This window comes from Marmoricola sp. RAF53, assembly GCF_052114005.1.
GTDB lineage: Bacteria > Actinomycetota > Actinomycetes > Propionibacteriales > Nocardioidaceae > Marmoricola.
In genome coordinates this window covers 21,092-33,487 of the sequence record NZ_JBFRDX010000001.1, presented here as the reverse complement: position 1 = coordinate 33,487, position 12,396 = coordinate 21,092, and the positions used below count along the sequence as shown (strand labels likewise).

The following is a 12,396-nucleotide window of genomic DNA, read 5'->3' as shown; positions in this document are numbered from 1 at the left end:
GTCGACGCCCGCCGTCTGCTCGGTGACGTCTACAGCAGCGTCACCGTGATGGTGATCTGCTTCGGCGCCGAGGTGAGCCCGGTGGCCGTCTCGGTGAACACGATGGTCAGCGGGTAGCTGGAACCGAGGACGACCGGCGCCTTGCCGGAGATGACTCCCGTGTTCGGGTCGAGGGTCATCGTCGACGGCAGCCCGGAGACCGCCCAGGTGCCGACCGGGTTGCCGACGGCCTTGAGCTGGGCGTTGTAGTCGCGGCCGCTGTGGCCGTTGGGCAGCGAGGTCGTCTCGATCACCGGCAGCGGGTTCACCTTGAGCGCCACGGTCACCGGGGTGGCGGCCACGCCGGTGCTGGCCTGGGTGAACCCGAGCTGCACCTGGGTCGTGCCGCCGGTGGTCGGCGTGCCGGTGATCGCGCCGGTCCCGGTGTTCAGCGACAGGCCGGCCGGGAGCGGGCTCGCGGACCAGGTGCCGGCGGTGCTGCCGGCGGCGGTGACGGTGAGCGTCGCCGAGTAGCTCTTGCCGACACCGCCGACCGGCAGCGAGGCGGTGGTGATCACCGGAGCGGTGACGACCGGCAGCGGCAGCGTCTTGCTCGCCGACAGACCGGTCGCGGTCTCGGTGAAGCCGATCACGACCTGGGTGCTGCCGGTCTCGGTCGGGCTGCCGGTGATCGCACCGGTCCCGGGGTTCAGCGACAGGCCCTCCGGCAGCGGGGCCGCGGTCCAGGTGCCGGCCGGGTTGTCCTGAGCCGTGAGCCCGGCGGCGTACGCCCGGCCGATCACGCCGGTCGGCAGCGAGGTCGTGCTGATCACCGGCAGGGCGTTGACCTTGAGCGCCAGCGTCTTCGACGCGGTCCGGCCGGTACTGGTCTGGGTGAAGCCGACCACGACCTGGGTGGTGCCGCCGGCGGTCGGCGTGCCGTGGATCGTGCCGGTGCCCGGGTCGATCGACAACCCGTCCGGGAGCGGCGCGGCCGACCAGGTTCCCGGCGGGGCCGGCATGTCCTGCGCGGTGGCGATCGCGAGGGTGGCCGAGTACGGCTGCGTGACGCCGCCGACGGGCAGGCTGCTGGTGGCGATCACCGGGTCGGCCACGGGGTTCACCTTGAGCGCGAGCACCCGGGCGGTCGCGGACTCACCGGTGGTGGCCTCGGTGAAGCCGACCGTGACCTGGGTCGTGGCGGTGCTCCCGGTCGGGGTCCCGGAGATCTCGCCGGTGGCTCCGTCGAGGTGCAGGCCGGCGGGCAGCGGGGTCGCGGTCCAGGTACCGGCCGGGTCGCCGTCGGCCGCCAGCTTCGTCCGGTACGGGTTGCCGGAGGTCGCCTCGGGGAGCGTGGTGGTGGTGATGACGGGCTTCGGCGGCACCGTCACCGTGAGGGTGAGCGTGCGGGACGGCGCCGGGGAGCCCGTGCCGGCCTGCTTGAACCCGATCTTCACATCGGTCTGACCCGCGGTCGTCGGGCGGCCGGAGAGCCGGCCGGTCGCGGGGTTCAGGGAGACGCCGGCCGGCAGCGGGCTGGCGGTCCAGGTTCCGGTGGCTCCGCCGACCGCTGTCAGCTGAGCGGCGTACGTGCGGCCGACGAGGCCGTTGGGCAGGCTCGTGGTCGCGATCACCGGGGTGGCGGTGACGGTGACCGCCGGGCTGTACGACGACGCCTTGAGCCCGACCCGCGGGACGAGGACGCGGTAGGTGCCGGTCCGGGTGACGGTGAACGCCTTGTTGAAGTTGCCCGTCCGGTTGAGCTTCACGGTCGTCACCGTGGACCAGGTGGACCCGGCGAGCTGCTGGACGGCGACGGTGGTGCCGGCGACGTACGGGAAGACGCTGCCGAAGAACGTGGTGGCCGACCCGGCGGCCACGACGGACGGGAGCGCGCCCATGTCCACGGCCACCGGCGACAGCGCGGAGATCCTGAAAGCCCGCGACACGGCGCTCTTGAGCCGGCCCGAGCTCGGCGCGGTGGCGCGGAAGGAGTACACGGCCGACTTGCCCGGCAGGGGGATCCGCAGGGAGTAGGCGCCGCCGGCGGAGGTGGTGCGGGTGGTCTTCACCGGAACCCACTTCTTGCCGGAGAGACGCTGCACCTTGACCGCACTCCCCTTCGGCGAGCGGGACAGCGTCCCCGTGACCAGCACCGCGGAGCGGACCACCGCGGCAGAGGTACCGGGCTTGGCGCTGAGGGTGCGCGCGACCGCGGAGCCGACGGCCTGGGCCGGGGCCAGCGTGGCGGCGACCAGAAGCACCGAGAGCAGTGCGGCCAGGACGGCGCCGAGCAGGAACGGGCGCGGGGAGGTACGCATCGGGGACCAACCTTGGAGAAGGGGCGGAAAGGGCGAGCAGAGGGGTGAGCAGAAACCTCAACGGCGCACGCTGCCAATTGGTCACGAAAGACACGGTTCGGGGCACCGTGACCGGGGTCACAGACCGCCGTACCTACTCACGGGTAGTGTCCGGCGACCCCACCGTTCCCAGGAGGCACACCATGCCGCTCACCGACGTCGCGCCGATCACGGCCACCCTCGACATCGCCGCTCCGCCCGCCGCGGTGTGGGCCGTCGTCTCCGACCTCCGCAACATGCCGCGGTGGAGCCCGCAGACCGTGAAGTCGATCCTGCGGGGCGAGAACGGCGCCGGCGCCCGGTTCCTCAACATCAACCGCAAGGGCCCGCTGGTGTGGCCGACCCGCTCGAAGGTGGTCCGGTTCGAGGCCGAGCGCGAGATCGCCTGGCGGATCAAGGACAACTACACGGTGTGGAGCCTGCGCCTCGAGCCCACCGCGGACGGCGGCACCCGGGTCACGCAGACCCGGGAGGCGCCCGACGGCATCTCCGACATCTCCGTGCGGCTGACCAAGACGGTGCTCGGCGGTGTCGACGACTTCGCCGCGACGCTCGAGCGCGACATGGGGACGACGCTGGCCGCGATCAAGGCCGAGGTCGAGGCCGCCTGAGTCCGCTGGGCCCTACTGTGGCCGGGTGACCCACCTGCACGCGCGGTTCCCCGGGCTCGACCTCGGTCACCTGCGGCTCGGTGCCGTGCCGACCCCGGTCCGTCCGCTCGAGGGCATCCCGGCGCTGGCCGGCACCGAGGTCTGGCTGAAGGACGAGAGCCGCTTCGGAGACGGTGGCTGGGCCGGGAACAAGGTCCGCAAGCTGGAGTGGATCCTGCCCGAGGCCGAGCGCCGTGGCGTGCGCACGCTCTTCACGGTCGGTGGCATCGGCACCCACTGGGGCCTGGCCTGCGCCCGGTACGGCGCCGAGCACGGGTTCCAGGTCGTCCTCGGCCTGGTCGACCAGCCGGTCGACGACCACGTCCGCGAGCAGCTGGCCCGGCTGGAGGCCTCCGGCGCGGTCATCCACCGGTACCCGACCCCGGGCCGGCTCCGGCTGGCCGCGCCCTGGCTGATCGCCCGGTACACCCGCGCCCGGCTGCCCTGGTACCTCCCGGCCGGCGGGTCGAACCCGGTCGGCACCCTCGGCTACGTGGAGACCGCCCTGGAGATCGCCGACCAGGTCGTCCGCGGCGAGCTGCCCGAACCCGGGACCGTGGTGGTCCCGGTGGGCTCCGGCGGCACCATCGCCGGGCTCGCGCTCGGGTTCCGGCTGGCCGGGCTCCGCACCCGGGTCTTCGGAGCGGTCGTCAACGACTCCTTCCCGCTCGACGCACCCGTCCTCGCCCGGCTCGCCACCCGGACCGGGGCGCTGCTCACCGAGCGCGGGGCGACCGGCGTGCCGGAGATCCGGCCCGACGACCTGACCGCCCGCGACGACTGGCTCGGCACGACCTACGGCGACCCGACGCCGGCCTCGCGGGCGATGGTCACGGCCGCCGGGGCGATCGGCCTGGAGCTGGAGCCCGTGTACACCGGGAAGGCCCTGGCCGCGGTCGCGGACCTCGGTCCCGAGCTGGACGGGCCGGTGCTCTGGCTCAACACCCACGGACCGCGCTGAGCCGGGCGTTCAGGGGCCGACCCGGTTCCCGGGGACGAGCTCGAGCTGCCCGAGCGCGACCACCGCCGCCGCCGGCACCGCTCCGACCAGACCGAGCACCGCCCCGCCGAGGACGGTCACCAGCGCGAGCCCGGTGAACGCGAGCACCCGCACCGGCGAGCGCACGGCCAGCGCGGCGCTCGTGCGCAGTGCGGCCAGGACACCCTGCCCGTCGCGCAGCACGCCGACCAGCGTGAACTGCGTCAGCAGCGCGACCAGCACCGGCCCGAGGATCCCGAGCACGAAGGAAAGACTCAGCGCGGTGGCGATCACGCCTCCGGCGGCGAGGGCGGTCCGCGGGCGGCGTACGGGCTGGGCGCGGGCACGCAGAGCGGCCCGGACCAGCAGCAGCCAGAACACCTGGCCGAGCAGGAAGAAGGCGATCCAGCCGAGGGTGACCCGCGGCCGGGTGGCGGGCACGGTCCAGCCCAGGACGATCCAGGTCGCCACCCAGGCGAGCACCCAGCCGGCGGCCGCGACCAGGGCCGGCCAGAGCACCGGCTCCGGGTCGCGCCAGAACGCGCGCCAGCCGACGGCCCAGGACACAGTCACGCCCGGAATCCTAGGCGGATCCCGGGCGTGACCTGAGGTGCCCGCGTCAGCGGGCGTCGATCGGGGTGACCGGCTCGTTGTGGAGGACCCGGTAGGTGTACGCCGCACCCAGGTAGACGACCGGGTAGGCGACCAGCAGGCCGACCAGGCAGACGATCGCGCCGGCGATCAGGCAGAGGAACGACAGCAGGGCGAGCAGGATGACTTCGCCCAGGTGGCTGGTCGTGAACGACACGCTCGCCTTCACCGCGTCCATCGGCGCCAGGTCCTTGTCGACGGCGAAGAACATCGCGAAGAAGAACAGGAACGCGACGATCAGCCCCGGCAGGTAGCACAGCAGCGTGCCGACGAAGGTGGCTCCCGAGACGATGGCGGCGGTGCCCAGGACGTTGGACTTGGTCGCGTAGGCGAACACGTCACCCGCGCTGACCGGCTGGTGGTCGACCACGTTCAGCGCGCACTTGATGAAGCCCGCGCCGAGGGTCGCGATCAGGAAGCTGACCACCAGACCACCGAGCGCGGCGCCGAACAGCGACACGAAGAAGTTCGGACCGCACTGGGTCTCGACGCTCTGGCCGAAGATCGTCTGGGTGCAGTCGTGGGTGCCCAGCAGCGTGGCGCGCAGCAGGAACTGGACGATCACCTCGACGACGATGACGATGCCCAGGACGATCAGTCCCGGGATGATCAGGGCCGACGGGTTCTTCCAGAACTTGCCCCAGCCGTACTTGATCGCCTCGACCGGGCTGTAGCCGCCCGCACCGGCCGCGGTCGGCGGCGGTCCGTAGCCCGGCGGCGGGGCGCCGTACGCGGGCGGGGGCGCGGAGCCGTACGCGGGCGGAGGAGCGCCGTACGCCGGCGGCGGGGTCGGGTCCCCGGGAGGCCCGGCGGGGGGCTGCTCGGGCACCTGGCCCGGGTCGGGGGCGCCGCCCTCGGGCGGGTTCGGCGGGGTGGTGTCATCGCTCATGGTCGACACCGTAGTGATCGCGGGACCCTCTGGGGAGGCCCCCGAACGGGTGAAACTGGGAGTTCACGGGACCGTGACGTCCGCGAAAACCATCGGGCCCCGGACCGTGAGGTCCGGGGCCCGATGCCGAAATCAGTGCTTCAGCGGGTCTGATCAGCGCTCGACGTCGCCGCGGATGAAGGCCTCGACCGACGCGCGGCCCTCCTCGTCCGGGCGCTGCACCGGCGGGGACTTCATCAGGTACGACGACGCGGAGAGCAGCGGGCCGCCGATGCCGCGGTCCTTGGCGATCTTCGCCGCGCGGATCGCGTCGATGATGATGCCGGCCGAGTTCGGGGAGTCCCAGACCTCGAGCTTGTACTCCAGGTTCAGCGGGACGTCACCGAAGGCACGGCCCTCGAGGCGGACGTAGGCCCACTTGCGGTCGTCGAGCCAGGCGACGTAGTCCGACGGGCCGATGTGCACGTTGCGGTCGTAGACCTTGCCGGCCAGCGGACCCTCGAGGTTCGAGGTGACGGCCTGGGTCTTGGAAACCTTCTTCGACTCCAGGCGCTCGCGCTCGAGCATGTTCTTGAAGTCCATGTTGCCGCCGACGTTGAGCTGGTAGGTGCGGTCCAGCGTGACGCCGCGGTCCTCGAACAGCTTCGCCATCACGCGGTGGGTGATGGTGGCGCCGACCTGGCTCTTGATGTCGTCACCGATGATCGGGACGCCGGCGTCCTCGAACTTCTTGGCCCACTCCGGGTCCGAGGCGATGAAGACCGGCAGGGCGTTGACGAAGGCGACGCCCGCGTCGATCGCGCACTGCGCGTAGAACTTGTCGGCGATCTCCGAGCCCACCGGCAGGTAGGACACGAGGACGTCGACCTCGGCGTCCTTGAGCGCCTGGACGACGTCGACCGGCTCGGCGTCCGACTCCTCGATGGTCTCGCGGTAGTACTTGCCGAGACCGTCGTTGGTGACGCCGCGCAGCACGGTGACGCCGGTCGGCGGCACGTCGGCGATGCGGATGGTGTTGTTCTCCGAGTTGTTGATCGCGTCGGAGAGGTCGAAGCCGACCTTCTTGGCGTCGACGTCGAACGCGGCGACGAACTCGACGTCGGCGACGTGGTACTCGCCGAACGTGACGTGCATCAGGCCCGGGACGGTGCCCGTCGGGTCTGCGTTCTTGTAGTACTCCACGCCCTGAACGAGGGAGCTGGCACAGTTGCCGACTCCCACGATGGCTACGCGAACCTTCGCCATGGCTGATCCTCCTGCTTTCTTGCTCAACTGATTTCGGTGCTGAGGTCTGTCGGGACCGGCGCCGGTGTCGGCGTCGGCGGCTGGGTGGTCTTCTGGGTGGTCTTGGGGGTGGTCTTGGGGGTGGTCGGGGTCCGCTTGGTGGTACCCCGGTCCTGGGTGGAGCGCTCGGCCTCGATGAGGTCGGTCAGCCAGCGCACCTCCCGCTCGACGGATTCGGCGGCGTGCCGGCGCAGCTCGGTCTGGTAGCGGTCGGAGCCGCTGCCGAGCGAGCGGGCGCGGTCGAGGCGCTCCTGGAGCCGCGAGCGCCGGCCCTCGAGGATCCGGAGCCGGACCGAGGCGTCGGTGCGGGAGAAGAACGCGAACCGCATGTTGAAGTTCTCGTCCTCCCACGCGGCCGGCCCGGAGTCGGTGATCTCGGAGGCGAAGTACTCGATCCCGGCGGGAGTGATCTGGTAAACGATCCGCTGGCGGCGCGAGACCGCGGTCGACATGGTGGTGACCTCGGTGATCCAGCCGGCCCGCAGCATCCGCTTGAGCGCGGGGTACAGCGAGCCGTAGGAGAGCAGCCGGGTCCAGCCGAGCAGCAGGTTCAGGCGCTTGCGGAGCTCGTAGCCGTGCAGCGGGGACTCCTGGAGGAGACCCAGCACGGCGAGCTCGAGCGTGGCGCCCTTGCTTGGCATCTGCCCTGCTTCCCTCGGGGTCCGGGAGACCATGTCTCGGACCGTCGTATCGAATGGTGCTATCGCAGCAATCTATCGCACCGATATATCCATTCCGCAAGTTCACCCGCCGTTCAGGCTTGAGACTCCCGACACACGCCTCGCCTGCATCCGGTGGCCCGGTGTGGTCCGACCCCGTACTCTCGTCGTTGCGCCCGTGTGCCACGAGCACCGCTCCGGCACGCCCGCACCCGGTTCCACCCGCACGCCCTTCCCCGAGCTTCCCTGGAGATCCGACACCGTGAGTGCCAGCACGCCGAAGCCCCGCTCCAGCAGCGGGGCCAAGAACGGCACCCCGAAGAAGAAGTCCACGTCGAAGGGTCGCAAGGCCAAGCCGACGCGCAAGGAGCTCTTCCAGCGCTTCCTGAAGATCGGCCTCATCGCCGGTCTGGTGGGAGTCCTGCTCCTCGGCGGCATCTTCTTCTTCGCCTACCGCGCGACCGAGATCCCGGACCCGAACGAGGCGTACCAGGCCCAGACGACCAAGGTCTACTACGCCGGCGGCAAGACCACGATCGGCCGCTTCGCCACCCAGAACCGGGAGTCGATCCCGCTGGCCGACATCCCGCAGGTGATGCAGGACGCCGTCGTCGCCGCGGAGGACCGCACCTTCTGGACCAACAAGGGCATCGACCCCAAGGGCATCCTGCGCGCGGCGTTCTCCAACGCCAAGGGCGGGGCCACCCAGGGCGCCTCGACGATCACCCAGCAGTACGTGAAGATCCTCTACCTGACCCAGGAGCGCACCCTCCAGCGCAAGGTCAAGGAAGCCTTCCTGTCCCTGAAGATCCAGCAGGAGCAGTCGAAGTCGCAGATCCTCGAGGGCTACCTCAACACCATCTACTTCGGCCGCGGCGCGTACGGCGTCCAGGCCGCGGCGAACGCCTACTTCGGCATCCCGGCCAAGGAGCTCAACGCCTCGCAGGCCGCGATGCTGGCCGCGGTGCTGAACTCGCCGAACTACCTGAGCCCGGACCGCAACGACGCCGCCCGCGAGGCCCTGCTCCGGCGCTACCAGTACGTCGTCAGCGGGATGGAGTCCGCGGGCAAGATCGACTCCGCCACCGCCGCCGAGATCAGCGGGCGCCTGCCCAAGATCAAGGAGCAGAGCGTCAACAACCTCAACGGCGGCCAGAAGGGCTTCATGCTCGACATGGTCAAGGCCGAGCTGCTCAAGCTCGGCTTCGACGAGGCGCAGATCGCCGGTGGCGGCCTCCGGGTCACCACGACCTTCACCCGCAAGGCGATGGACGCGGCCAAGGCCGCGGTCGACGCCGAGCGTCCCGAGGGCACCGAGTTCAACGACAAGAAGCTGCACGTCGGCGTCGCCTCGGTGGACGTGAAGACCGGCGCGCTGCTCGGCTTCTACGGCGGCCAGGACTACCTGCGCAGCCAGCTCAACTGGGCCACCCAGCGGGACTCGCCGGGTTCGGCCTTCAAGCCGTTCGCCGTCGCCGCCGCGATCAAGGACGGCTTCAGCCTCAAGGACACCTTCCAGGGCAACTCGCCCTACGAGTTCCCCGACGGCACCGAGGTCAAGAACGAGGGTGGGGGCAGCGGCACCGACTACGGCGCCAAGGTCAACATGGTCAAGGCCACCGAGCAGTCGATCAACACCGCGTTCATCGACATGACGATGTCGATGGAGAACGGCGCGCAGAAGATCCGCGACATGGCCGTCGCCCTCGGCATCCCGGACCGTCCGTCGCTCGAGGCCAACGCCGGCATCTCGCTCGGCTCGGCACCGCAGAGCCCGGTCGAGATGGCCAACGCGTACTCGAGCATCGCCAACGGCGGCCTGCACCACGACACCTTCGTGATCTCCAAGGTCACCCGAGCCGGTGACGGCGAGGTGCTCTACACGGCGCCGAAGAAGTCGGACCGGGTGCTCGACGAGGACATCGCCGCCGACACCAGCTACGCGATGCAGCAGGTGGTCAAGGCCGGTACCGGTCGCAAGGCACAGCGGATCAACCGCCCGGCGGCCGGCAAGACCGGCACCGCCACCGACGACAAGGACCACGTGATCACGTCCTGGTTCGTCGGCTTCACCCCGCAGGTCGCGACCGCGGTGATGTACGCCCGCGGCAACGGCCGGGAGCCGCTGGACGGCTACCTTCCGTCGTACTTCGGTGCCGACTACCCGACGGCCACCTGGGCCGCGACGATGAACGCCGTGATGGACGGCCTCGACACCGAGGACTTCCCGCCCCCGGCGAACGTGGACGGCAACGCTCCGAAGAAGGGCCACGACCCGTACACGCCGCCGCCGCCGAAGAAGAAGCCGACGAAGAAGGCCACGCTGACGCCGGCCGCGCCGACGCCGACCCCGGAGGCCCCGACGCCGACGCCGACACCGACGCCGACGCCCACCCCGACGCCGACGGAACCCTCGGCCACCTGCGGCGCGGTCCTGCAGCCTCCCTGTGACGGCGGCCGCGGGCAGGGCCAGGGCAAGGGCAACGGAGGACCCTGACCCGGTGGTGAGCCGACCGCGCGTGAACAGGCCCAGCCGGGAGGACCCGGTCCTCGGCGCCCTCAGCGAGGTCGTCGGCGGTCCGGTCGGTCGCCGCGCGCGCCCGCACCCGTGGTGGACCCCGGTGCGGGTGCTGCTCGCCCTGTTCACGGTGGTCTTCGCCCTCGGGCTGGTGCAGAAGTACCCCTGCGGCAAGACCGACTGGAGCAACGAGGACGTCCGCTACTCGCGGATGTGCTACTCCGACGTGCCGTACCTCTACACCGGTCGCGGGTTCGCCGAGCACCGGTGGCCGTACTCGGAGAAGGACACCCGCTACCCGGCGATGGAGTACCCGGTGCTCATCTCCTACCTCGCCTGGGGCGCCTCCGAGATCACCGCGCTGGTCCCGTCCGGTCCCTCCGACGCGATCCGGGCCGCGACCACGACAGGCGCGCTCTGGGGCCTGCCCGGGATGACCAAGGAGGTCAACACCTACTTCCTGGTCACCGCGCTGCTGCTCCTGCTCTGCGGGCTGGGGACCGTCTTCTTCCTCTCCGGCACCAGCCCAGGACGACCGTGGGACGCGATGGCGTTCGCTGCCTCCCCGGTCCTGCTCGCCACCGGGCTGGTGAATTGGGACCTGCTCGCGGTGCTCTTCACCGCCGGTGCGCTCTGGGCCTGGTCCCGCGACCGGCCGCTGCTCGCCGGCGTGATGGTCGGGCTCGGCACCGCGACCAAGCTCTACCCGCTCTTCCTGCTCGGCGCCTTCCTGGTCGACGTGCTCCGGCGCCGTCGCTACGACCTGGTCGCCCCGGCGGCCCTCGGTGCCGTCGGCGCCTGGGTGATCGCGAACCTGCCGGCGCTGCTGACCGGGCCGGACAGGTGGAAGGTCTTCTGGACCTTCAACTCCGAGCGGGGCGCCGATCTCGGGTCGCTCTGGCTGGTCGCCGACCAGCTCGGTCTGAACACCGACGCGCACCTGATCAACACCGTGTCCTGGTTCGGTTTCGGCGCGGCCTGCCTTGGCATCCTGGTCCTCGGGATGCGGGCGCCGCGGCGCCCGCGCGTCGCCCAGATCGCGTTCCTCGTGGTGGCGGCGTTCCTGATCGTCAACAAGGTGTACTCGCCGCAGTACGTGCTCTGGCTGCTGCCGCTGGCCGTGCTGGCCCGGCCGCGCTGGCGGGACCTGCTGATCTGGCAGGCCGGCGAGCTCGTCTACTTCGCGGCGGTCTGGCTCTACCTCGGCGGCTGGCTCGCCCCCGGTTCCGGGGACCAGGCGACCACCTACCAGCTGGCGATCCTGGTCCGGGTCGCCGCCGAGCTCTACCTCGTCGTCCTGGTCGTCCGCGACGTCCTCCGCGGCGACCCCGGCTACCCGGTCGAGCCGCTGTCGCTACCCGATCTCGACGGAGTCGAACGCGGTCGCGGTGAAGCGGACCCGGACGTCGACCTCGTCCCCGATCGCGGGCACGTCGGCGCCTGAGGGCAGGAACAGCATCGAGGACTGCATGTGCGGCGGTTCGGCGAAGTACCGCGCCTTCCCGCCGATCGTGTACGGCGACTTCGCCAGGCCGACTGCGTCCAGCCCGCCACGCGCCAGCGTCGAGGCCCGCGACCGCAGCCCCGGGTCGCCGGTCGGCGCCTCCAGGCCGATGCCGTGCGCGGTGCCACCGGAGACGACGACGATCGTTCCGGTCCGGCTCGCGGTCCGGCCGCGGTAGCCGTAGAGCTCGCCACGCTCCACCGGGTGCACGTCCAGGACGTGCGCGGTCACCCGCAGGGCGCCGCGGTCGCCCAGCCACAGATCGGTGCCGACCCGCTGGCGGAAGGCGACGTCGGGGTAGCGGTGCACCAGCGTCGCCAGCGCTGCCGGGCCGAGGTGCGAGACCCAGACCGTCGCCGGACCGCGGTCGTCGGGCCGGGCCAGCCCGGCGGCGACGACGTCGGTGAGCAGCGCGTCGGCCTCCTCGAGCCCGCCGGTGCCTAGCGGCAGGTGGAGGGAGGCGCCCTCGACCCGCACGCCCGGGCCGCCGTGGTGCGCGGCGATCAGGGCGGTCGCCTCGCGCAGGCCCCGGGCCGTGAAACCGTGCCGCTTCATCGAGGTCATCCGCTCCAGCACGACGCGCGGCCGGTCCGGGCGGGCGAGCAGCGCCGCCAGGTCCTCGAGCCGGCCGACGGTGTGGACGATCCGGTCGTTCCCCTCCTCCGGCGCCTCGAACGAGCGCCACGGGTTGAGCACGACGATGTCACCGTCGAAGCGGCTGGCCACGTCGTCGACCTCGCCGTAGGTGCCGACCGCGACGGCGCCGACACCGAGCCAGGCCGCCTTCCGGGCCAGCCGGTCGTTGCCGAAGCCGTAGCCGTTCCCCTTGATCACCGGCACCAGCCCGGGCCGGTCCTCGGCGGTGGACCGCAGGTGCGCGCGCCAGCGCTCACCGTCGACGTGCAGTACGAGCGACACCGTCG

General features: G+C 71.5%; 10 protein-coding genes. 4 read left to right on the top strand and 6 right to left on the bottom strand.

The genetic code is table 11. From position 1 onward, the window contains the following. Positions 1-29: 29 nt before the first annotated feature. Entirely contained in the window at positions 30-2,300 is a 2,271-nt protein-coding gene (locus tag AB4Y76_RS00155; protein WP_441921253.1) for a putative Ig domain-containing protein, read from the bottom strand. Positions 2,301-2,482: 182 nt separating this feature from the next. Between AB4Y76_RS00155 and AB4Y76_RS00150 the strand changes: the two genes are divergently transcribed. Beyond that, entirely contained in the window at positions 2,483-2,950 is a 468-nt protein-coding gene (locus AB4Y76_RS00150; protein ID WP_441921252.1) for an SRPBCC family protein, read from the top strand. 25 nt (positions 2,951-2,975) lie between these two features. Next, positions 2,976-3,950 (top strand): 1-aminocyclopropane-1-carboxylate deaminase/D-cysteine desulfhydrase, encoded by a 975-nt coding sequence (locus AB4Y76_RS00145; protein ID WP_441921250.1) that lies wholly within the window; start codon positions 2,976-2,978, stop codon positions 3,948-3,950. Positions 3,951-3,959: 9 nt separating this feature from the next. On the opposite strand, the gene AB4Y76_RS00140 is transcribed toward AB4Y76_RS00145, so the two are convergent. From AB4Y76_RS00140 to AB4Y76_RS00125, 4 genes are all read right to left on the bottom strand, one after another. After that, on the bottom strand, positions 3,960-4,541 hold the full coding sequence (locus tag AB4Y76_RS00140) for a hypothetical protein (RefSeq protein WP_441921248.1): 582 nt from the start codon (positions 4,539-4,541) through the stop codon (positions 3,960-3,962). A gap of 46 nt (positions 4,542-4,587) precedes the next feature. Next, entirely contained in the window at positions 4,588-5,508 is a 921-nt protein-coding gene (locus AB4Y76_RS00135; RefSeq protein WP_441921246.1) for a hypothetical protein, read from the bottom strand. 153 nt (positions 5,509-5,661) lie between these two features. Beyond that, the gene (locus AB4Y76_RS00130) at positions 5,662-6,753 is read right to left on the bottom strand and encodes an inositol-3-phosphate synthase (RefSeq protein WP_441921244.1); all 1,092 of its coding nucleotides are present in this window, start codon (positions 6,751-6,753) and stop codon (positions 5,662-5,664) included. Between the two features lie 23 nt (positions 6,754-6,776). Continuing rightward, positions 6,777-7,433: a PadR family transcriptional regulator gene (locus AB4Y76_RS00125; protein ID WP_441921242.1), complete on the bottom strand. Its 657-nt coding sequence runs from the start codon at positions 7,431-7,433 to the stop codon at positions 6,777-6,779. Positions 7,434-7,713: 280 nt separating this feature from the next. On the opposite strand from AB4Y76_RS00125, the gene AB4Y76_RS00120 reads away from it, so the two are divergent. Then, positions 7,714-9,948, top strand: coding sequence for a transglycosylase domain-containing protein (locus AB4Y76_RS00120; protein ID WP_441921240.1), 2,235 nt, complete (start codon positions 7,714-7,716; stop codon positions 9,946-9,948). Positions 9,949-9,970: 22 nt separating this feature from the next. Beyond that, complete coding sequence (locus AB4Y76_RS00115; protein ID WP_441921238.1) at positions 9,971-11,413, top strand: glycosyltransferase family 87 protein; 1,443 nt, start codon at positions 9,971-9,973, stop codon at positions 11,411-11,413. Here the strand turns inward: AB4Y76_RS00115 and AB4Y76_RS00110 are convergent. Beyond that, positions 11,324-12,391: an alanine racemase gene (locus AB4Y76_RS00110; protein ID WP_441921236.1), complete on the bottom strand. Its 1,068-nt coding sequence runs from the start codon at positions 12,389-12,391 to the stop codon at positions 11,324-11,326. The two genes, AB4Y76_RS00115 and AB4Y76_RS00110, sit on opposite strands and share 90 nt — an antisense overlap. Positions 12,392-12,396: the final 5 nt, after the last annotated feature.